This window comes from Streptomyces flaveolus, assembly GCF_044765825.1.
GTDB lineage: Bacteria > Actinomycetota > Actinomycetes > Streptomycetales > Streptomycetaceae > Streptomyces > Streptomyces flaveolus.
In genome coordinates, this window is the sequence record NZ_JBIWKU010000002.1 from 657,051 (window position 1) to 677,845 (window position 20,795).

Annotated in this window: 22 protein-coding genes and 2 pseudogenes; 19 read left to right on the plus strand and 5 right to left on the minus strand. The window is 73.3% G+C overall.

Going from position 1 to position 20,795, the window contains the following annotated elements; genetic code table 11:
- Positions 1 to 3 precede the first annotated feature (3 nt).
- A complete protein-coding gene (locus tag ACIRG6_RS08340) occupies positions 4 to 1,104 on the minus strand; it encodes an NAD(+)/NADH kinase (RefSeq protein WP_364679159.1) in 1,101 nt (366 codons plus the stop codon).
- A 261-nt stretch (positions 1,105 to 1,365) separates the two neighbouring features.
- Here ACIRG6_RS08340 and ACIRG6_RS08345 point away from each other — a divergent pair, with 261 nt between their 5' ends.
- A complete protein-coding gene (locus tag ACIRG6_RS08345; RefSeq protein ID WP_364679161.1) occupies positions 1,366 to 2,376 on the plus strand; it encodes an aldo/keto reductase in 1,011 nt (336 codons plus the stop codon).
- Positions 2,377 to 2,435: 59 nt separating this feature from the next.
- Entirely contained in the window at positions 2,436 to 2,855 is a 420-nt protein-coding gene (locus ACIRG6_RS08350; RefSeq protein WP_364679164.1) for an SRPBCC family protein, read from the plus strand.
- Between the two features lie 107 nt (positions 2,856 to 2,962).
- Here ACIRG6_RS08350 and ACIRG6_RS08355 read toward each other — a convergent pair whose 3' ends face one another.
- Positions 2,963 to 3,985 (minus strand): Lrp/AsnC family transcriptional regulator, encoded by a 1,023-nt coding sequence (locus ACIRG6_RS08355; protein WP_403321597.1) that lies wholly within the window; start codon positions 3,983 to 3,985, stop codon positions 2,963 to 2,965.
- A gap of 107 nt (positions 3,986 to 4,092) precedes the next feature.
- Between ACIRG6_RS08355 and ACIRG6_RS08360 the strand changes: the two genes are divergently transcribed.
- From ACIRG6_RS08360 to ACIRG6_RS08380, 5 genes are all read left to right on the plus strand, one after another.
- A complete protein-coding gene (locus tag ACIRG6_RS08360; RefSeq protein WP_364679170.1) occupies positions 4,093 to 5,514 on the plus strand; it encodes an MFS transporter in 1,422 nt (473 codons plus the stop codon).
- Entirely contained in the window at positions 5,511 to 6,731 is a 1,221-nt protein-coding gene (locus ACIRG6_RS08365; RefSeq protein WP_364679173.1) for an amidohydrolase, read from the plus strand. The genes ACIRG6_RS08360 and ACIRG6_RS08365 overlap by 4 nt, the downstream gene beginning before the upstream one ends.
- 156 nt (positions 6,732 to 6,887) lie before the next feature.
- Positions 6,888 to 7,325 (plus strand): hypothetical protein, encoded by a 438-nt coding sequence (locus ACIRG6_RS08370; protein WP_364679176.1) that lies wholly within the window; start codon positions 6,888 to 6,890, stop codon positions 7,323 to 7,325.
- A 72-nt stretch (positions 7,326 to 7,397) separates the two neighbouring features.
- Complete coding sequence (locus ACIRG6_RS08375; RefSeq protein ID WP_364820431.1) at positions 7,398 to 8,360, plus strand: C45 family peptidase; 963 nt, start codon at positions 7,398 to 7,400, stop codon at positions 8,358 to 8,360.
- Between the two features lie 71 nt (positions 8,361 to 8,431).
- A complete protein-coding gene (locus ACIRG6_RS08380) occupies positions 8,432 to 8,989 on the plus strand; it encodes a YciI family protein (protein ID WP_364679181.1) in 558 nt (185 codons plus the stop codon).
- 15 nt (positions 8,990 to 9,004) lie between these two features.
- Here ACIRG6_RS08380 and ACIRG6_RS08385 read toward each other — a convergent pair whose 3' ends face one another.
- The gene (locus ACIRG6_RS08385) at positions 9,005 to 9,892 is read right to left on the minus strand and encodes a LysR family transcriptional regulator (RefSeq protein WP_364679184.1); all 888 of its coding nucleotides are present in this window, start codon (positions 9,890 to 9,892) and stop codon (positions 9,005 to 9,007) included.
- 154 nt (positions 9,893 to 10,046) lie between these two features.
- On the opposite strand from ACIRG6_RS08385, the gene ACIRG6_RS08390 reads away from it, so the two are divergent.
- From ACIRG6_RS08390 to ACIRG6_RS08430, 9 genes and pseudogenes are all read left to right on the plus strand, one after another.
- Positions 10,047 to 10,436 (plus strand): VOC family protein, encoded by a 390-nt coding sequence (locus ACIRG6_RS08390; RefSeq protein ID WP_318216948.1) that lies wholly within the window; start codon positions 10,047 to 10,049, stop codon positions 10,434 to 10,436.
- A gap of 114 nt (positions 10,437 to 10,550) precedes the next feature.
- Positions 10,551 to 11,990, plus strand: coding sequence for a hypothetical protein (locus ACIRG6_RS08395; RefSeq protein WP_403321603.1), 1,440 nt, complete (start codon positions 10,551 to 10,553; stop codon positions 11,988 to 11,990).
- 106 nt (positions 11,991 to 12,096) lie between these two features.
- A complete protein-coding gene (locus ACIRG6_RS08400) occupies positions 12,097 to 13,365 on the plus strand; it encodes an AAA family ATPase (protein WP_403321606.1) in 1,269 nt (422 codons plus the stop codon).
- A gap of 77 nt (positions 13,366 to 13,442) precedes the next feature.
- Positions 13,443 to 14,804 carry a vWA domain-containing protein gene (locus tag ACIRG6_RS08405; RefSeq protein ID WP_403321829.1) on the plus strand — a complete coding sequence of 454 codons (1,362 nt, stop codon included), beginning with the start codon at positions 13,443 to 13,445 and terminating at the stop codon, positions 14,802 to 14,804.
- Positions 14,805 to 14,954: 150 nt separating this feature from the next.
- Positions 14,955 to 16,124 carry a PP2C family protein-serine/threonine phosphatase gene (locus ACIRG6_RS08410; protein ID WP_364679196.1) on the plus strand — a complete coding sequence of 390 codons (1,170 nt, stop codon included), beginning with the start codon at positions 14,955 to 14,957 and terminating at the stop codon, positions 16,122 to 16,124.
- A gap of 32 nt (positions 16,125 to 16,156) precedes the next feature.
- A complete protein-coding gene (locus ACIRG6_RS08415) occupies positions 16,157 to 16,459 on the plus strand; it encodes an ArsR/SmtB family transcription factor (protein WP_364820442.1) in 303 nt (100 codons plus the stop codon).
- Positions 16,456 to 16,848 (plus strand): VOC family protein, encoded by a 393-nt coding sequence (locus ACIRG6_RS08420; RefSeq protein ID WP_364820444.1) that lies wholly within the window; start codon positions 16,456 to 16,458, stop codon positions 16,846 to 16,848. The genes ACIRG6_RS08415 and ACIRG6_RS08420 overlap by 4 nt, the downstream gene beginning before the upstream one ends.
- Positions 16,849 to 16,943: 95 nt before the next feature.
- Positions 16,944 to 17,216 (plus strand): annotated as a pseudogene (locus ACIRG6_RS08425) (alpha/beta fold hydrolase); the annotation flags it as partial.
- Between the two features lie 32 nt (positions 17,217 to 17,248).
- A pseudogene (locus ACIRG6_RS08430) lies at positions 17,249 to 17,446 on the plus strand (ZIP family zinc transporter); the annotation flags it as partial.
- Positions 17,447 to 17,473: 27 nt separating this feature from the next.
- Here ACIRG6_RS08430 and ACIRG6_RS08435 read toward each other — a convergent pair.
- On the minus strand, positions 17,474 to 18,373 hold the full coding sequence (locus ACIRG6_RS08435; protein WP_364820446.1) for an aminoglycoside phosphotransferase family protein: 900 nt from the start codon (positions 18,371 to 18,373) through the stop codon (positions 17,474 to 17,476).
- 48 nt (positions 18,374 to 18,421) lie between these two features.
- Entirely contained in the window at positions 18,422 to 19,333 is a 912-nt protein-coding gene (locus tag ACIRG6_RS08440) for a helix-turn-helix domain-containing protein (RefSeq protein ID WP_403321832.1), read from the minus strand.
- A gap of 126 nt (positions 19,334 to 19,459) precedes the next feature.
- Between ACIRG6_RS08440 and ACIRG6_RS08445 the strand changes: the two genes are divergently transcribed.
- From ACIRG6_RS08445 to ACIRG6_RS08455, 3 genes are all read left to right on the plus strand, one after another.
- Complete coding sequence (locus tag ACIRG6_RS08445) at positions 19,460 to 19,783, plus strand: carboxymuconolactone decarboxylase family protein (protein ID WP_403321609.1); 324 nt, start codon at positions 19,460 to 19,462, stop codon at positions 19,781 to 19,783.
- Positions 19,784 to 19,821: 38 nt separating this feature from the next.
- Complete coding sequence (locus tag ACIRG6_RS08450; RefSeq protein WP_403321611.1) at positions 19,822 to 20,235, plus strand: (R)-mandelonitrile lyase; 414 nt, start codon at positions 19,822 to 19,824, stop codon at positions 20,233 to 20,235.
- Positions 20,236 to 20,385: 150 nt separating this feature from the next.
- Complete coding sequence (locus tag ACIRG6_RS08455; protein ID WP_381692272.1) at positions 20,386 to 20,790, plus strand: PGPGW domain-containing protein; 405 nt, start codon at positions 20,386 to 20,388, stop codon at positions 20,788 to 20,790.
- Positions 20,791 to 20,795 lie beyond the last annotated feature (5 nt).

Here is a 20,795-nt window from a genome sequence, read left to right on the forward strand (position 1 = left end):
GGGTCAGACACCGCCGTCGGCGCGCCGGACGGCGGGCAGACGTCTGCCCTCAGAGAGTGTCGGCAGGTTCAGGTGGTCCAGGTCGTGCGGCGGCGGAGCCGTCAGCGGCCAGGCCGAGGGCACACCGGCGTCGGACGCCGTGGCGGGCGCGTCGGTCAGCCGCAGCCGCTCGCGCAGGCGACCGTAGAAGTCGGTCGGCCCCAGGCGCACCGCCCGCAGCGGACTCGGCGCGGCATAGACGCCGATCCAGTCACCGGGGTCCAGTACGCCGCGGAGCTGGCCGTCCACGCTGACCGCCGCGCTCCCGGAGTGCGGCAGGAGACGCATGGCGATCGGCTCGTCCGGCGCGGCGAGGACCGACCGGTTGAAGACCATGTGCGCCGCGACGGGCGTGAAGACCAGGGCTTCCGCGCGGGGCGAGACCACGGGTCCGCTCGCGGCGAAGCTGTAGGCGGTCGAGCCCGTCGGGGTCGCCACCAGCAACGCGTCGCCGGCGTAGCAGGCGAGCAGCCTCCCCGCGAAGTAGACCGCGGCGGCGACCCGGCCGTCCCGGGCGAACTTCTCCACGACGACCTCGTTCAGCCCGAGCACATCGAGCGCCACCCCCCACCCTCCGCCGGCCTCGCATCCGGGACGCACCTGCGGTGGGGGCAGGGACGGTCTGCGGCCGTACCGCACCAGCGGACCGAGTTCCCGGGGAAGCGAGAGCGGCCTGGAGGCGCGCATGGTGAGCAGCATGCGCGCTTCGACGGTGACGCGGGATTCGCGGACGGCGTCCAGAGCCTGGAGCACGTCGTGTGCGGGCACCTCGGTGAGGAAGCCGACGTGGCCGAAGTCGATGCCCAGCAGCAGGGAATCGTTGGGCGCGGCCAGGCGGGCCCCGCGCAGAAACGTCCCGTCACCGCCCAGGGTGACGATCAGGTCCGGGTTCCCGGCCGCCTCCATCTCCTCGCGGGCGCTGCGCCGCTCTTCCGCGGCGTCCCACACGTCGATCTCGGCGCACGGGACGTGGTGGTCGTCGCACCAGGCCCGTACCGAACGCGAGGCTTCCACGGCTTCGGGGCGTCCCTTGTGGACGACAAGACCGGCACGCTCGACCGCCATGGTGCTTTCCTCCCGGGCGAGGGGCCAGGTGGTTCCTCCAGGATGCGCCCCGGTCGGCACCCTGGCGACCGGGCCCGCCGAACCGGGCTCCGTGCGGCAGTCACTTGCATTACCCAGCGTCTGCAATTATTGTCTTCACCTGTAAGGCGCTCTTGCATTGCATTCAACCGCGCCGTAGGCCCGGCTCCGACGGGACGCCGCCGCGCATCCACTGCCGCGGTCCGCGAGCGGAGCCGCCAACCCGATCGAAAAGGCACCAGCATGTCCCTCAAGGGAATCCTTCCCGGCCGTCTCGGCTTCGGCACCGCCCCGCTCGGCAACATGTTCCGCGCGATCCCCGACGACGAGGCGCGCGCCACCGTCGAGGCCGCCTGGAACCAGGGCATCCGCTACTACGACACCGCCCCCTTCTACGGCGCCGGCCTCGCCGAGGAACGTCTCGGCCGGGTCCTCTCCACCGAACCCCGCGACTCCTACGTCCTGTCCACCAAGGTCGGCCGGGTCATCCTCGACGAGCACGAGTCCGACGTCCCCGACTTCGGGGAGAAGGGCGGTCTGTTCGAGCACGGGAACCCGAACAGGATCCTCCACGAGTGGACCGCCGACGCCACCGAGCGTTCCATCGAGGGCAGCCTCGAGCGCCTCGGTGTCGACCGCCTCGACATCGTCTGGGTCCACGACATCGCACAGGACTTCCACGGCGACGCGTGGATCCAGAAGTTCGAGGAGGCCCGCACCGGAGCCTTCCGCGTCCTGTCCCGCCTTCGCGACGAGGGCGTCATCAAGGCCTGGGGCCTGGGCGTGAACAAGACCGAGCCCATCGAACTGACCCTCGCCCTCGACGAGCCGCAGCCCGACGGCTTCCTGCTCGCCGGCCGGTACACCCTCCTCGACCATGAGCACGCCCTCCAGCGCCTGCTGCCCCTGGCCCAGGGGCAGAACGTCGACATGGTCGTCGGCGGCCCCTACAGCTCCGGCATCCTCGCCGGCGGCGCCCACTTCGAGTACCAGCAGGCTCCGCCGGAGATCGTCCAGAAGGTCTCCCGCCTCAAGGCCCTGACCCAGAAGCACGGCATCTCCATCAAGGCCGCCGCCCTCCAGTTCTCCCTCGCCCACCCGGTCACGGCGGCGGTCGTCCCCGGCGCCACCAGGCCCAGCCGGATCGCCGAGGACCTCGCCGCCCTCGACGAGACCGTCCCGGCCGCGTTCTGGACCGACCTGCGCGCCGCCGGTCTGGTCAGCCCGGCCGCCCCGCTCCCCGACGGCGCCTGACCCCGCCGGCCTCCCACCCCGAAAGCTCCACCCCAGCACCAGCATCCGGGAGAAACACCATGGCCTCCACCTCCGTCAGCCGCACCGTGCCCGCCTCGCCCGACACGGTCTGGAGCCTCATCGGCGGCTTCGACGCCCTGCCCGACTGGCTTCCCTACATCCCCGACAGCACCCCGCTCGAGGGCGGCCGGGTCCGCCGGCTGACGAACCCGGACGGCGAGGTGATCGTCGAGCGGCTCGTGGCCTTCAACGACACCGAGCGCCACTACAGCTACGCCATCCTCCAGGCGCCGTTCCCCGTCGCCGGGTACGTCTCCACCATCCGCGTCCACACGGTCCCCGGCCGTGACGACATCGCCGAGGTCCAGTGGTCCGGACGCTTCACCCCCGAGGGCGTCACCGAGGAAGAGGTCGTCGACCTTTTCACCGGCATCTACCGCGACGGCCTCGACGCCCTGCACAGGACGCTCGCGGCCTGACACCGGGGCCGTCCCCTCGGCTCCCCACCGCACAGCCCGGATACGCACCCCGCGCATCCGGGCTGCGGACGTCCTCCGACCGGGCCGGCCCCGGGGGGATCACCGCGCTACCAGACCTGGATCGCCCGTGTTCCCGTGCGGCAGCCGTCGGCGTCCAGCAGGTGCCCCATGCGTTTGACGGTACGGACGCCGATGACCCGATCGGTGATCTCCAGGGACGGGAGGCGTTCGCACATCACCGTCTCGCGGTGCTGGACGGCTCCGATGTCCGGCAGCCAGTAGGTGGCCAGGACGTTGGCGGTTCCGGTGACGGCGGCGACGAGCCGGCATCCGGGGAGGGTGGCCAGCGTGCGGTGCAGGGCGTTGACGTCCTTGGCCGGTGCCCGGCAGCGGAAGGTCACCGGGACGGGCAGCCCCACGAGGGGCGGAGCCACGTCGCAGCGGAACGCGACCACCCCCGAGCGCGTGAGCCGGCCCAGCCGCCGCCGGACGGTCGCGGCGCTCGTCCCCGCGCTGTGGGCCAGCTCCACCAGTGCCACTCGCCCGTCGAGGGCCAGCAGACCGAGCAGCTCACGGTCGATGTCGTCGAGCGCGGCGACGGACGGTGCGGTGCCCCGGTCCGCCGTCACCGGCCGGCCGAGCTCGGAGAGCTGGGCCGAGTCCAGGGAGCCCAGCCGCCACCTGCTGCCCTCCGTGTACAGCGACGTGGCGAACAGGCACTCCACCCCGGTCACCCCGGGCAGCCGGGCCAGCCGCTCGTCCACGAAGCGGTGCAGGGCGGCCAGGTCCGGGGCCAGCACGTCCAGCAGCAGGTCGGCGCCGCCGGGCGTGGTGAGTTCGACGGTCACCGCCTCGCTCAGCTCGGCGATCCGGTCGGCCAGCCGCTCCCGTGCGGCAGGCCGGCAGCCGACGAGGACGAACGCCGTGCACCGGGTGTGGGAGAAGGCCGGCCCGGGGACGGCGGACAGCCAGGCGAGCCCCCGCTCGGTGAGCCGTTCCCAGCGGCGGGCCAGCGTCACCGCCGCGACGCCCAGCGAGGGGGCGAGATCGGCCCATGTGGCACGGGGGCGGATCTGGAGCGCGTGCACGAGTGCGAGGTCCAGTTCGGTGGCTGTGCCCGATTCCTTCATCCCGGCCGGGCCTCCCGCACGCTTTCCGCCGAGTCGGCGGCCGATTCCTCCAGCGCTCGCACTGTAGTCACCATGTCGTGTTCCAGCCAAGGAAAGAGGGTGACACAGTGCCGGGTGCCATCGGTCGCAACCGGGGCCTGCTCGCGACCATGACGGTCATCGTGGTCTGCAGCGGCGTCGTCCAGGGCTATCTGACGCCTCTGCTGCCCGTGGTGGGCCGCCACGTCGGGCTGGGCGGCGTGGGGCAGAGCAACCTCTATCTGCTGTCGCAGCTCGCGTTCGCGGTGCTGACCCCGCTGCTGTCGCGCTGGGGCGACATCCGGGGCCACCGGCGGCTGCTGCGGATCGCCGTCGCCATGGTGGCCACGGGATCTCTGCTGATCGCCCTGAGGCCGACGACCGCCACGCTCGCGCTCGGCATGACGCTGCAGAGCGCCGTCGTCGGCTTCTTTCCCCTGCTGGCCGGAATCCTCCGCTCCCGGGCCCCGGAGCACGGCCGCTCCGGCATGTCGGTGCTCGTCGGCGCACTGCTGCTGTCCATCGGCACCGGTGGATTCGTCGCCGGCTCGCTGAGCGAGGAGCACGCGCCGGCGGGCCTGTGGACCGCCGTGCCGTTCGCGGTCATGGCCCTGGTCGCGGCGTTCGTCCTGCCCGCCGGCACCGCTCCGCGCGCCGGCCGGTTCAACACCCCGGCCGCGGTGCTGCTGACCCTCGGTCTGGGCGCCCTCGTCCTGCTACTGACGGAGGGCGGCACCTGGGGATGGGCCTCGGCGTCCTCGCTGCTGACCGGGGCCGCCGCCGTGGTCCTCCTCGTCGTGTGGATCCGCGTCGAACATACGGCGGACCATCCGCTGGTCAACCTGTCCCTGCTGCGCAACCCGCGGCTGGCCGTGGTCAGCGCCCATACCTTCTGCGCCGCGTTCGGCGCCATCGGCTTCCTCGGCGCGAACGCGGTCTTCCTGGGCTCGGAGCCGGACGACGGGGGCTACGGGATGGGGCTGGGGTCGCGGGCCATCTCGCTGGTGTCCCTGGCAATGGTCGTCGCGGGCTTCGGCGGGTCCACGGCGTCGCCTCGGCTGGCCCGGCTCGTCGGCGACCGGGCGACCCTCGTCGCCGGGGGCGGAGTCGGCGCGGCGGGCTTCGTCTGCCTGATGCTGTTCCACGGTTCCCTGCCGCAGTACCTCGTGGGGGCGCTGCTGGTGGGCGTGGCGACGGGGATGTTCGAGGCCGTCACACGCACCCTGTCGGTCGAGGTGGTCGACGAGTCGGAGACGGCCCTGTCCGTCGGCATCAACGAACTGGCGCTCTCCCTGGGAGCGGCGATCGGGGCGGCGCTCATCGCGGCGCTGTTCGCCGGGCATCCCGCGTCCGGCGGCGGTGTCGCGGGGGCGGGCTACCTCTGGTCCTGGGGGACGTGCGCGGCCGTCGCCCTGGGCGGGGCACTGCTCGGCCTGCTGTTCCGCGGCGGGCCCGCCGCCTCCGCCGTTCCACGCGCACCGCGCCTCGCGCACAAGGAGGAGGCGGCATGACGCACACCCGACCGGAACAGCCGCGGACGCCCGCGCGCGAGCATGCCCGCGCCGCCGCCACGGACGCCGTCCGCTCCTGGGGCGAGGCCCTGGTGGGACTGAGCCACAGCCTGCACGCGGAGCCGGAGACGGCGCTGCGGGAGCACCGGTCGGCCGCCAAGATCGCGGACCTCCTCACGGACGCCGGTTTCCGGGTGGCGCGGGGAGTGGCCGGGCTGCCGACCGCCCTCGTCGCCACCTACGGCACCGGCGACCTCGTGGTGTGCCTGTGCGCCGAGTACGACGCGCTGCCGGGCATCGGGCACGCCTGCGGGCACAACGTCAACGGTGCCGCGGCCGTGGGAGCCGCCCTCGGTCTGGCAGCGGTCGCCGACAGCATCGGCGTCACGGTGAAACTGGTGGGCACGCCGGCCGAGGAGGACGTCGGCGGGAAGGTGACGCTGCTGGAGGCGGGGGTGTTCGACGACGCCGCCGCGGCGATGATGGTGCACGCCGCACCGGAGGACTCGGTCGGTGCCTCGTCCTACGCCGTCGGCGCGTGGGACGTGACCTATCGCGGGGCACCGGCCCACGCCGCCGTCGCGCCCTGGCAGGGTGTGAACGCCCTCGACGCCGTCACGCTGGCCCACACGGCGGTCGGCCTGCTGCGTCAGCAGTTGCCGCCGGGGACGCTGGTCCACGACGTGGTCCTGGAGGCGGGGCACACCGTCAACGTCATCCCGGAGCTCGCCCGTGCGCGTTACGAGATACGGGCCCGCACGACCGGGGATCTCGCGGACGCCCGGCGCCGGGTGCGGGCCTGCCTCGAAGCGGGCGCGCTGGCCACCGGAGCGGAGCTGGAACTCGTCCCGCACGGTCACGACTTCGCCGATCTGCGGCAGGACCCGTTCCTGACCTCGACCTACGAGGAAGCGGCCCGGACGCTCGGACGGAATCCGGTGGCCCGCCAGGGTGAGCCGATGGCCTCCACCGACATGGGCAACGTGTCCCACGTCGTGCCGTCGATCCACCCGTGCATCGGATACGACACCGGGGGCGCCCTCCAGCACACCGAGGACTTCACCCGCTACGGGACCGGTCCGGGTGCCGACCGCGCCGTTCTGGACGGGGCGGCCGCCCTGGCCCGCGCCGGGGTGGATCTGGCCACCGACCCCGTACAGCGGGGCCGCTTCCTCGACGGAGTGGCCCGTCGCCGGGCGGCGGCGGAGGTGGGGTGACCCGGGTGCCCGGCTGACAGCGGGCCGCACGGCGCGGGAGCCGCGACCGCGGTTCCCGCGCCCGTCCTGTGGTGCGGCAGCCCGGACACGTACGGCGGTGACGACGGGGCATACGGGATCCCGAGCCTTCAACGTCGCCGACCAGTGGGAGTCCTCGTGCCGCCGACCCTGCACACCGCCCGCGCGTGCAGCGCAGTCGCCGTCCTGCTTCTCGGGTGCGCCGGTTACGCGGCCACGTACCATCCCTTGCTGTCGCTGCCGGGCCTGTTCGGCGTGGCCGTCTTCGCCTGCTGCGCCGCCGATGCCCGTGCGGAGTACCAGCGGCGGGTCACCCGGGCACAGCGGGCCGAGCGGCTCGCCCGGCCTCGCCCGGCGGGACCACTCGCCGCCCCGGCACCGTGCTGCGCGTTCTGGCGGTCTTCGGGCACGCTCGCGCACGGGCCGGAGTGCACCCGGTCCGCGGCGTCCCACCGCTCCGCCGTCCACGACTGCTGCGAGCGTTGGTGGACCTCGCTCGGCGATCTGCACGATGCGGCCTGCCGCCGGGGCGCCGACGCGTCGGCGGCCGACCGGCAGTCGGACGCGCCGTCCTGACCGCGTACCGCCGACCATCGGCCGCCTGCGTTTGTTGACATGACGGCGCTATAAGGGCTTGAGTCCGACGTCATGACCCACTACGTGAAGACGTTCCACGCCGTCGAGATCGGTGACGGAAGTGACGGGACATGGGCCGGGCACGTCCGGCCGGCCCTGGCCGCCGCCGAGGACTGGCTGACCGAGGAGGGCCGTACCCCGGAGGGTGCCGCCCGGGCCCAGCGGCTGTTCGAGACGCACATGCCCGAACTGGTCCCGGCACTGGACCGGCTCGCCGGCCAGCTCGACTGGGCTCCGGCCAGGACGTTTCTCACCCTGGCGGCGGTGCGGCCGTTCTTCTCCGGCTGCACCCAGATCGGGGCCGAAGGCACTCTGCTCAGGAACTACGACTTCGCCCCCGACGCCTGCGAAGGCACCATCGTCTCCTCCGACTTCCTGCGGCCGGTGGTCGGCATGCAGGAAGCAGGGTGGGGGCTGCTGGACGGCATGAACGACGCCGGTCTCGCGGTGTCGCTCACCTTCGGCGGCCGGTTCGTCCACGGGCCCGGATTCGCCCTTCCGATCGTGCTGCGCTACCTGTTGGAGACGTGCCGTACCGTCGGCGAGGCGGTGGAGCGGCTGCGCGTCATACCCGTCGCGATCCCGCAGAACGTCACCCTCGTCGACCCGGACCGCACGGCGACGGTCCATGTGGGACCCGACATTCCGCTCACCGGGACGCCGGACAACTGCGCCGCCAACCATCAGCACCTGCCGGTTCCGGACGAGCAGGAGCGATTCAGCCGGACCCAGGAACGGCTGGCCGCCGTGCGGGCGGCGGGAGTCGACGTCGCCGCGATGCTGCGACCGCCGCTGTACCAGTACGCGTACGAGGAGTGGCTGGGCACGGTGTACACGGCCCACTACCGCCCTGCCGAGGGCCGCGTGACGTACCACTGGCCCGGTGAGGAGGACTGGGAGCTCTCCCTGGCCGGCTTCACTCCGGGATCCCGCACCGTCGCCCTGGGTCTGCCGAACGGGAACGACGGCCCCTGACACGGCCGCCGAGGGGCCACCGCAGCGAAACCCGCTCGACCTGGCCACCTCCTCGCAGAGATCCTTGGGGCATGGAGTTCCTCTGCTACCACCGCGACCGTCCCGGTTCCGCGGCACTGCGCGACGCGTTGAGCGAAGAACACTGGTCCTACATGGACCGGTACGCGAAGGAGATGATCGCGCGGGGTCCGACCCTCGCCGACGACGGTGACACACCTACGGGAAGCCTGCACATCGTCGACCTGCCCGACCCCGCCGCTGCCCGCGCGTTCGCCTTCGACGAGCCGAACTACCAGGCCGGCGCCTACCGGGACGTACTGCTGCGACGGTGGCGCAACACGCTGGGGCGCACCATGTGGGACTTCCCCGGCGGCCGGACCGGCGGCAACCGGTACCTGGTGCTCGGTCTCGGCGCGGGGCGGGCCGCCGACCTGGAGGTGCCGCCCGGCCGGGACGAGTTGATCGCCTACGGGCCGCTGCTGTCCGACGACGGCGTCACCTGGCTGGGCACGGCGGTGCTGGTCCGGGCACCGGACCCGGAGACGGCTCGCGCCGTCCTGACCCCGGACCGGTACGCCGGCGTCGAGGTGCACAACTGGCAGTTCGGCGGGCGCCCTGCGCAGCCGTGAGGGCCGGCCGGCCTTCTACGACGGCGGACTGGCGGCGCCCACGCCGAGCAGGGAGAGGAAGGCGGAGGCCGCGGGGGACGGGGTGACGCGTCTCCAGACCAGGCGTTCCACCCGTACCGGCCCGTCGGCGATGGCTACGCAGCGCAGCCCGTGCAGTTCGGTGGTGAACGCCGCGGGCAGCAGGGCGATGCCCAGTCCGTGGCGGACCATCCGGACCATCAGCTCGACTCCGGACACCTCGAAGGTGACCTCGCGGCGCAGGCCGGCGGCCGCGAACGCCTGGTCCGACTGGGCACGGGCGGCACTGCCCTCGGCGAAGTCCACGAACACCTCACCGGCGAGGAGCTGAAGGTCCACCTCGTCCTCCGCGGCCAGCGGGTGGTCCGGGGCGACCACGGCGACATGCCGGCCATGGGCGAGTTCCTCGTCGTGGACGCCCTCCAGCCGGAATCCCGGCTGTACGCCGAGGAAGGCCGCGTCGAGTGTGCCGTCACGCACCTGCTCGACGAGGCGCTCGCTGGAGCCCGCGCGGAGACTGATCCTCACCTGGGGAAAGCGCCGGCGGTAGTCGCGGAGCACTGCCGGGAGATCGACGGCGGCGACCGTCGGGATCGACCCGACGGTGAGCCTGCCCCGTATCTCGCCGGTGGCCGCCGCCACCTCCGCCCGGGCCCGTTCCGCCGCTTCCAGGGCCTGGCGTGCGGCCGGCAGGAACGCCTCTCCGGCGGCGGTCAGCCGCACCCGTCGGCTGGTCCGCTCGAACAGCCGGGCGCCCAGTTCCTTCTCCAGCCGGGCGACTTGGTGGCTGAGCGCGGACTGGACGATGTGACACCGTTCGGCGGCCCGGGTGAAGCTGGCGGTCTCCGCGACCGCGAGGACGTAGCGCATCTGCTGGAGATCCATGCGTGGATCGTGAAGCACGATGGATCGGATGACAAACATGCGTTGGACCGCTGGATGCCCGCTCGGCCATGCTGGAACCCGGGCCGGACGACACTGACACCGGCCCCTCCTAGCCCCCTCGGCGCCCCGGGCGCCTTCACCTGTGGAGACACCCATGCGCGTGATCGCCTTCGACCACCTCGTCCTCAACGTCGCCGACGTCGAGCGTTCGCTCGCCTTCTACACCGGCCCTCTGGGCCTGGATCCCGTACGGGTCGAGGAGTGGCGGGACGGCAAGGTGCCCTTCCCGTCCGTGCGGGTGAGCCCCACCACGATCATCGACCTCGTCGAGGCACCCGCCGACGGCGAGCGGGGCTCCAACGTCGACCACATCTGTCTGGTGGTCGAGCCCCTCGACTGGCAGCAGGTCGTCGATTCGGGCGTGTTCACCGTGCTGGACGGCCCCGGCGAGCGCTTCGGTGCCCGGGGCACCGCCGTCTCGCTCTACGTGGAGGACCCCGACGGCAACACCGTGGAACTGCGCTGGTACCCGCAGAACGCCTGAGACCCCCAGGGCGAAAGCCGGGTGACAGATCATCACCGACGTGGTTAGCATGCCCGCGATGATGAACTTCTCCTCGTACGGATTGGGGGAATCGTTCGCCTCGGGTGAGTGCTGATGGCACATCACCCCGCGAACGGTGTTCCGGCCCACCTGTTGATGTGGCACCGCGTGCGCGAGTACGCCGTGCCACCGTCCATGATCGAGACCGCGACCGCACGGCGTGCGGTCGGTGACTGGGCGGGGGCCTGTGCCGCCGCCCGGATCGACGTCGACCTCGATCTGCGCGCCGTGCGCGACCGCCACGGCACCGACCTCGCCCATCGCCTCCGGGCCGACCTGCGCCGGCTGGCGCCGGATCTGCTGCGCTGGCACATGCCCCGGATCGCCCCCGACGGGCGGCTGCGCCCCGGCCTCACGCTCTCCCTCGCCCGTTACCGCGGTTCCGGCACGACGACGCCGCATCTCGTGGTGCGGACACCGCCCGCCCGGGCGGACGCCGGACAGCGCATGTCCCTGACCCTGTGGGACGGATCCGGCGGTGACCGCTTCGGGCACCACCCGCATCCGCATCCCGACCGGCGTTTCCGGCTCGACCTGCACCGGCATCTCTGGGACGCCGGGCGAAGCGGCGAGCTGGCCCGGCGGAGCGGCGCGGCCGGGGAACCGTCCTGCGGACCCGGCGGACCGTCCGTCCACGAACTACCCAACGGCCCGTGGGCGGTGGGGCGTTGGGCGTCAGAGGCGGAGTACCTGTTGCGGTCGGCAGGGCGCCCGCGTGGCGCCTTCACCGTACGCCTCGGACCGCGCAGCCGCGCCGTGCTCCAGCTCGTCGCCCCCGACGACAGTCATGCCCCGACGTTCCGTCCCCTGCCCGGGACACCGCCACCGCAGGAGGTCGCGGCACTCCCGCTGCTGCCGGAGGCCGCGGCCCGGGTCCTGCCGGACCTGGAGCTGCTGCGGGCGGGTCTCGTCCCGGCCGGACAACTGCATCCGCTCGTCGCCGCGGCGCTGACGGGGAACGGCTCACCGTCCGTGCCGGCGGCTTCCGGCACGAGAGCCGGCGTCGTACGCCGGTCCGGTGATCCGCACCGGGTGGAGTGCCGGGGCGAGATCCACCGGATCGCCCTGCGTGACGGAGTGCTGACGGCGATCGACCACGACGCGGAACAGGTGCGGCGGGAGGAGCTCCTGGTGGCGCTCGGTGGACCGCCGCTGCCCTGCCTGCGGGCCATCGACGCGGTGCACCACAGTCCCGAGGCCCTGCCCGCGGTCCGGGAACGGCTCGCGCACGGTGACGCCGTCGGGGCGCTGGCCGTGGTCGAGGCACTGCTCGGCCCCGGAGCGACCCTGCGCGACGGGCCGCTGCGGGACGCACTGGAGTCGGCCGCGGTCCGCCGTATCGACCACGGGCTCTTCCGCTCGGGGCTGGTTTCCGTGCACCCCGCTGCCGGTGCGGAGGCGGAGCGCCGTCCCCGGGTCGACCGCCACATGCCGCTCGCCGTGCGCCGCAAGGGCGGCAGCCGGGTCCGGCCCCGTACCGCTCTCACCGCCTGACCCACACCCTTCTCCGTGCCGTGCCGCGGCTCATGCCGCGTGTCCCACCCACGACCTTCGGGACGGGCCCTCCCGTCCCTCCCTCTCCCACATCCAGGTGATGACCATGACGTCCCGCACCTTCCCGCCCGGGTCCGCCGCGACCACCGACTCCGGACTCGTCCTGGCCGAGGCCCTGCTGTCCCTGCTGCGGACGACCACCACCGAACCGCGCCCCGACGAGAACCTCGAGGCGCTCACCCTGGCCGTCGCCGCCGACCTGCCCGTCCTGCTCTGGGGCGAGCCGGGCATCGGCAAGACCGCGGCCCTGACCCAGCTCGCCGACTCCCTCGACCTGCCGCTGACCACCGTGATCGCCAGCGTCCACGAGCCGTCCGACTTCTCCGGGCTGCCCATCGTGGGTGACGACCCTGCCGTGCAGGGGGTGCCGATGGCGCCGCCGCAGTGGGCCGTGGAACTGGTGCGGGCCGGGCGTGGCCTGCTCTTCCTTGACGAGCTCTCCACCGCCACCCCGGCGGTGCAGGCCGCACTGCTCCGGGTCGTCCTGGAGCGGAGGGTCGGTGCGCTGCACCTGCCGCCGGGGGTACGGATCGTGGCCGCCGCCAATCCGCGGGCCTCCGCGGCGGACGGGTGGGAGCTGAGCCCGCCCCTGGCCAACCGGTTCGTGCACTTGTACTGGGCGCACGACCGGGAGGTGGTGGTGCGCGGACTGGGCGGGGTCTGGCCCCGCGCGGAGCTGCCCCGGCTGGACGCGGAGCGGCTGCCGGAGGCGGTGGCGTTCGCCCGGCGGGCGGTCTGCGGCTTCCTGAAGGCCCGGCCGACGCTGATCCACCGGCTGCCCGGAAGCGACGCGCGACGCGGCGGCGCCTGGCCCTCGCCCCGTAGCTGGGAGGCCGCGTTGACGCTGCTGGCCTTCGGCACGGCGGCCTCCGTCTCCCGGGACGTGCTGGCGCTGCTGGTGCGGGGCGCGGTGGGCGACGGGCCGGGCCTCGAACTCCTCGCGCATCTGGACCGGATGGACCTGCCCGACCCGGAATCACTGCTCGCCGACCCGGCCGCCGCCGAACTGCCGGAGCGGGGCGACCTGCGGCAGGCGACGCTGGAGGCGGTGGTCGCCGCCGTCGGGGCGCGGCCGCGGCGGGAGCGGTGGGAGGCCGGCTGGGCGGTGCTGGTGCGGGCGCTGGAGACCGGCGCACCGGATCTGCTGGTCGCCCCGGCGACGGCGCTGGCGGCCCTGCGGCGCGACGACTGGGAGGTGCCGGACGCGGTGGAGCGGCTGGCCGGGGTGGTCGGTCTCGCCCGGCGGGCGGACCGGTCGGTGGAGCGGGTCGCCGAGGCGGCCGGCACCGCGCGGGCGGCGGGGGCGCGCCGATGACGGGGTCCGTGCGGCGAACGGAGTCGCGTCCGCTGCCGGGTCCGGCGTCGCGGCGGAAACGGCCGGTGCCGCACCCCATGCCGCCGGCCCCGCCGCCGCGCCCGGTGCGGGCGACGCTGCCGGAGCCGTGGACCGGGGCCGGGGCGGGCACCGGGCCCGCGGAAGCGGCGGAGCGGCCGGGGCTCCGGCTGGACAGGGAGAAACTGCTGGCCGCGCGGCTGCACGCCGTGAAGGTCCGCCCCTACCTGGCCGACGCGCTCTTCGCGCTGCACGTGGTGGAGGACCGGTCGGTGCCGACGATGGCGGTGGACGCGCACTGGCGCTGCTACGTCTCCCCCGGCTTCGTGGCGCGTATGCCCGTGGAGGAACTGGCGGGCGTCTGGGTCCACGAGGTCTCCCACCTGCTCCGGGACCATCACGGGCGGGGCGAGCGGTACGCCCGGGAGCACGAGGAGTACGGGCCGGGCGAGCGAGGCGAGACGGGGGTCCCCCGGGCCGAAAGCCGGGGGAGGCTGCGGCGGAACATCGCCGCCGACTTCGAGATCAACGACGACATCTACGGTGACGGCCTGCCCAGGCCCGAGGGCGTGGTGCTGCCGTCGCTGCTGCGGCTGCCCTCCGGTCTGCTGATGGAGGAGTACCTGCGGACCGCGTCGTTGTCCGGGCTCGCCTCGGACCTGGCCTGGCTGGACTGCGGCAGCGGCGCCGACGGGCAGGAGCGGCCGTGGGAACTGGGTCCCGACGGCGCGCACGGGCTGAGCAGGCAGCAGCGGGACGCGGTCCGCTTCCGGGTCGCGGAGGGGATCAAGGGGCGGCCCGGCCACGCGCCGGAGGGGTGGCGTCGCTGGGCGGACGAGGCCTTCCACCCGCCGCAGCCGTGGCGGGAGTTGCTGGGGGCAGCGGTCCGCTCGGCGGCCGGTGGGCCGGGGGTGGGCGAGAACCACAGTTACCGGCGTCCGTCCCGGCGGTCGGCGAGTGTGCCCGGGGTGCTGCTGCCGAGCCTGCGCCGGACGCCGCCCCGGGTCTGCGTCGTGATCGACACCTCCGGGTCGGTGAGCGACGCGGAGCTGGGCAGCGCGCTGCTGGAGGTGGCGGCGATCTCGCAGGCGGTGGGCGGGCGGCGCGACCTGGTCTCGGTGATCTCCTGCGACGCGGCGGCCGGGGTGGCCGTACCGCTCTGTCGTGCCGAGAACATGGAGCTGCTCGGCGGTGGCGGAACGGACCTGCGTTCCGGTTTCGCGCGGGCGCTGCGGTCCCGGCCCCGCCCGGACGTGATCGTCGCGCTGACGGACGGTCAGACGCCCTGGCCGTCCGCGCAGCCTCCCTGCCGCACGGTGGTCGGGCTCTTCCCCCGCCCGGCCGACGGCCTCGACGAGAACGACCCCGACTACGTCCCGGACACACCCCCGCCCTGGGCGCGTGTCGTCACCATCGGCTGACGGGGCCGGGCGGTGAGAGGAAGGACGGGGCAGGTGCTCCGCAGCCATTGAGCGGTGGGTTGGTGCCGTCCGGGGCGGGTCCGCTCGGGCATGATGCTCGCCAAGGCCCTCGGGCCTGCCGGGACGCTTGGCGGGAAGGGAGCGACAGCTGTGGGTGCGGGTCGGGCTGCTGTGGAGTACCGGCGGCGGGCTGAGCAGCATCCCTGGCCGCCGCGATGGCTGCGCTGGTTCCCGCCCGCCCTGATCGTGATGGCGATGGCCCTCGACCAGGCGACGCCACCGCGCTACTTCTTCGGACCGCTGCTGTCGGCTTCGGTGGTGCTGGCCATCTTCACCTATCCGCCGATCGGTGTCGCCGCGACCGGTGTCGCCGGATGTGTCCTGCTGGTCGTCACCGAGCAGCTCGAGGACCACGTCGGTCCGCTGACCGTCGTGGCGCTGGTCGTGCTGGGCTTCGTCACCCTGCTGTCCGTCGTGCTCTGCGTGGTACTCCGACGGGCCGAGAGGCGTTTCCGCCACGTCCAGGCGGTCGCCGAAGCCGTGCAACTGGCACTGCTCCGTCCCCTGCCTGCCCGGATCGGCCCGTTACGGGTGGCCGGCTTCTACCGGGCCGCGGACGACGATGCCCTCATCGGCGGGGACCTCTACAGCGTCCGCCCGACGCCGTTCGGCGTCCGCGTGATCGTCGGGGACGTCAAGGGCAAGGGCATCGGTGCGACCCAGACCGTGGCCACGGTGATCTCCACCTTCCAGGAGGCGGCGCAGCTCCATCCGGCGCTGTCCCAGGTGGCCGACCGGATCGACGTGGCCCTGGAACTGGACCGCGACAACCCCCCGATGGAGCCCATCAGCCGCACGCAGCCCGCTGCCCCGCCCGCGGACGGCGCGGCACCGGCGGACGAGCTGTTTGCCACGGCCGTCCTGCTCGAGTTCTCCCCGGACGGGGGCGCCGTGCGGATTCTGGACCGCGGACACCAGCCTCTGCTCGCCGTCCGAGCCCGCGCCACGTCGGTCGTGGAGACCGAGCACAGTCTGCCCCTGGGCATGGCCGACCTGCTGCCCGCATCCCCGGACACCGCCGACCGCGCGCTGGAGCCCGGCGACATCCTCGTGGCCTACTCCGACGGCGTCACCGAGGCACGCAGCGCCACGGGCACCTTCTATCCGCTGCGCGAACGGGTCCAGGCGTACTGCGACGACAGCGACCGGCCGGTCTCCCCCGCCGCCCTCATCACCTTCCTCCAGGACGACCTCGCCCGATGGGCACCCACCCTGTGCGACGACGTCATCGCGATCGCCTTCCAGCCCACCACGCCTTGATAGGCAAGTAACCACTTGCCTATACTGGGGTCGTGGCCGACGACCTCTTCAAAGCCTTGGCCGACGCCACCCGCCGCATCATCATCGACGAGCTCGTGGAGAAGTCCGGACAGACACTGTTCGAGATCTGCTCGCGGCTGAGCATGAAGCATCAGCTCGGCCTCTCGCGCCAGGCGGTGTCCCAGCACCTCGCCGTGCTGGAGGCCGCCGGGCTCGTCGAGACCAGGCGGGAGGGCCGCTGCAAGTTCCACGACCTGAACACCGCCCCGCTGCGGCAGATCACCGAGCGATGGCCCGTGCCCGACGCTCCCGGACCGGAGGAAAGCGCCCCATGAAGATCCGTCTGACCAGTGTTTTCGTCGACGACCAGGCCAAGGCCCTGCACTTCTACACCGAGATCCTCGGCTTCGTGAAGAGGCACGACGTCCCGGTGGGCGAGAAGGACCGATGGCTGACCGTCGTCTCGCCCGACGAGCCCGACGGCACCGAACTCCTCCTGGAGCCCGCCGGCCACCCCGCCGTCAAGCCCTACCGCGACGCGCTCGTCCAGGACGGCATCCCGCTCGCCCAGTTCGCCGTCGCCGACGTGCGGGCGGAGTACGAGCGCCTGCGCGGCCTCGGCGTCCACTTCACCCAGGAGCCGCTGGAGATGGGCCCGGTCACCACCGCCGTCCTCGACGACACCTGTGGGAACCTGATCCAGATCGTGGCACAGGCGCAGTAGGCGGTCCGGCCCCGTGCACGCGGCTGCGGGCGTCGAGACCGCGGCCGAGCCCGGCCCCGCGAGGAGGGCCGTCCGGAGAGGGCCGGGACACGACGGGCGCCTACGCGGACCTTCCTGGGGTCAGGGCGTGGTACGAGACGGAGGGGACCGGCGATCCGCCGGCCTTGCTGCACGGCGGCTTCTGCACGGACGACACGTGGGGAGCGCAGCGCGCCAACCTCGCCGCCGAGTACCGCCTCTTCCTTCCCGAGCGGCGGGCGCACGAACACACGCCCGACGTCGAAGGTCCGCTCACCTGCCAGGACATGGCCGGCGACACGGTGGGCTTCCTCCAGACGGTCGTGCGGGGAGCGGCACATCCGGTCGGCTGACCTGGCCCGCATCCGGGCACCCGCCCTCGTCCGCCGTCCTCGGCTGCACCGTCGTCGGAGCCTTCTCCCCGGCGGTGATCGCCGCCGTCACCGCGGTGGCGGCCGGGGCGATCCTCGCCATGATCGCCGACACGATGATCCCGGAGGCCTTCGAGGACGCCCACCTGGCCGTCGGACTGGTCACGGTGAGCGGGTTCCTCGTCTCGTTCGCCCTGTCCCACGCCTGAGCCGCGGGCGGTCGCTCCGGGGGAGGGTCAGCCGACGAGGGCTGCCGTGATCTGCCGGGTGGTCTGCGCGGCGACCCGGGGGGCGACGGCGGCGTAGGAGGTGTAGGCGTTCAAGCCGGTGGCCAGGGCCCAGCCGCGGCCCCGCGTCCACGTGGCGTCGTCGACGCCGAGCGCGTCACGGAAGGCCGCTCGGTTGCCGGCTGTCATCAGGGTGAAGGCGATCATCAGGTCGCGGGCCGGGTCACCGATGCCGAGCTCGCCGAAGTCGATGACGGCGCTGAGGCGGCCGTCGACGGTCAGCAGATTGCCCGTGTGGAAGTCACCGTGGAACCAGACCGGAGGACCGTCCCATCCGGGGGCGTTCAGCGCCGCGTCCCACAGGTCGGTCATCGCCGCGGCGTCGAACACGCCGTCCACCTGGGCGATGGCGGCCCGCGTCGCGCGGTCCCGGTCGGCCAACGGGCGGCCGGCGAGGTCTTCGCCGATGTCGTCGGCGGGCAGGTCCTCGGGCGCGAAGCACTGCAGGGCGGCCAGGAACCGCGCCAGTGCGACCGCGGCCCCGGTGGAGTCGGCCAGGGCCTCGACGGTCGCCACCTCGCCCTCCAGCCATCGGGACACGGCCCACGGCCACGGATAGCCGAGACCGGGCTCCCCCACCCCCACCGGGAACGGGACGGCGAGGGGGAGGTGCGGGGCAAGCCGGGGCAGCCACCGGAACTCCTTCCTGGCCTGTCCGATCGCCTCGGCGTGGCGGGGCAGCCGGACGGTCAGCTCCTCACCCAGCCGGTAGATCACATGATCGGATCCGGCCGGGTCGAGCAGCTTCAGAGGGAGCCCTGCCCACTGCGGGAACTGGGTGTCGACCAGGCGCCTGACCAGCGTGGAGTCGATCTCGGGGCGTGTGTCTGCGGTCGTCGCGGTTTCCAAGTGCAGCTCCTGCGGCCGGCCTGCTCCGTGCGGCGGGCGGTAGAGGCATCACAGCCGGTCGCCGCTGTGCCTGTCGACCGGATTTCGTTCCGCGGTGCGTGGGTCTTCGGTGGCGGCCCAGGTGGCCAGCAGCCGCAGGGTGTCGTGGTCGGGGGTGCCGGGGGCAGCGCTGTAGGCCGTGAGGGTGAGGCCCGGCTGCGCGGGCAGTTCCATGGCGTCGAAGTCGAGGGACAGGATCCCGACGGCCGGGTGGCGGAAGGACTTGCGGCCGGTGTGGTGCAGGCGCACGTTGTGCTTCGCCCACGCGGTGCGGAACTCCTCGCTGCGGGTGACCAGCTCACCGATCAGGCCGGTGAGGTCCTTGTCGTGCGGGGCGCGGCCGGCCTCGGTGCGCAACAGGGAGACGGTGGTGTTCAGGGACTCCTCCCAGTCGGGGAAGAAGTCGTGTCCCCGGGGGTCGAGGAACTGGAAGCGGGCGATGTTGGCCGTACGGGCGGTGTCGCCGGGAAACAGCGGTGAGTAGAGGGCGCGGCCGAGCCGGTTGGTGGCGAGGATGTCCAGGCGTCCGTTGCGGATGAAGGCCGGGGAGTCGGTCATGGAGTCCAGGACGCGCAGGACGCTGTCGGGCAGGGGTCCGCGGTCGCGCCGGGTGCGGCGGGCGGGGCGCTTGGCGGCGGCCCGCGCCAGGTCGAACAGGTGCGCGCGTTCGGCGTCGTCGAGGTGGAGGGCGCCGGCGACGGCGTCGAGAACCTCCTCCGAGGCGCCGGCGAGGTGTCCCCGTTCCAGGCGGACGTAGTAGTCGATGCTGACGCCGGCGAGCAGGGCGACTTCTTCCCGGCGCAGGCCCGGCACGCGGCGGTTGCCGCCGTGGACGGGCAGCCCCGCCTGCCGCGGGGTGATCCTGGCGCGGCGGGAGGCCAGGAACTCCCGGATGTCGCTCTCGGTACTCACGCGTTCCAGGCTAGGCCGGACGGGGCTCGTGAAGGAGGTCCTGTCAGTACCGGTAACGGCAGTCCCTTCCCGGTAGGGGTGACCTGCGGTTTCCTCGAACTTGGCAATCCCCGTCGCACTCAAGGAGTCCTCCGCATGCCGCAGCAGTCCGCGCCCCAGGAGCTGGCCGCGATCGCCCCGAAGCTCGTCGAGCTCACCGACCGCGTCCTGTTCGGGGATGTCTGGGAACGTCCCGGGCTCTCCCCGCGCGACCGCAGTCTGGTCACCGTCGGTGTCCTGGCGGCGCTCTACCGCAGCGAGCAGCTCGGCCACCACCTGAACACCGCCCTGGACAACGGGCTGAGCGTGGAGGAGCTGTCCGAGGCCATCACGCACCTGGCCTTCTACGCCGGCTGGCCCAACGCCATGACCGCGATCAACCAGCTCAAGAAGATCGCCGACGAGCGCGACGCCGCCTGACCCACGACACGCCCCTGCCGCACCCCGAGGAAAGAGCCATGGAGCGCATCACCCACACCCCGACCCTCAAGGCCCCGGTCGAGCGGTTCACCGGGGACGTCTACCTCAACATGATCGAAGCCCCGTCCGAGCCCGCCCGGCTGGCCGCCGCCCTCGTCCGCTTCACGCCCGGCGCCCGCACCAACTGGCACTCCCACGCGCTGGGCCAGACCCTGCACATCACGGACGGCGTCGGCCTGGTGGGTACCCGCGACGGCCGCGTCGTCCGTGTCAGTGCCGGCGAGACGGTGAAGTGCCCGGCGGGAGAGGAACACTGGCACGGCGCCACCGACACCGCCCTCATGGCCCACCTCGCCCTGGTCGTCGGGGACGGCACCGGCGACGGCACCACCTGGCTGGAGCCCGTCACCGACGAGCAGTACGCCGCCGCCCTGGACGGCGTCCGGGACTGACGGCAGCACCCGGCCGTCGCTCCCCGAGGGGCATGGATTCCCGCCGTACCGGGAACAGAGGCGCGGTGGCATCGCCCGCACGCGGACGTGTGTCCCCGTGGGGCCGGCCGAACGGGGCCGTCCGTGCTGAGCTCAGGAGAGGGGGACGACATGGCGCAAAGCGTCGAATCGGTCCGGCGAGTGGCGCTGGGGGTTCTCGGCGCCGTGCTGGTGGTGGTCGGTGTGGCTCTGCTGGTGCTCCCCGGGCCGGGGCTGCTGCTCGTGTTCGCCGGAGTGGTGCTGCTGTCCCGTGCCGTACCCGCGCTGGACCGGTTCGTCGCTCCCGTCCGCCGGCGGGCGATGCGCGCGGGCGAGGAGAGCGTCTCCTCGCCGTGGCGCATCGCCGGCTCGGTCCTGGCGGGACTGTGCCTCGTCGGCGCGGGCCTGGTGTGGGGGCTGGTCCCCCAGGTCCCGTTCGCCGGATGGACCACGGGGGCGAGCCTGATCGTCTCGGGCCTCGTCCTCTTCGCCCTGCTGATCTGGAGCTACCGCCGCGTCCGCGCCGGCCGTCGGTGAGTGCC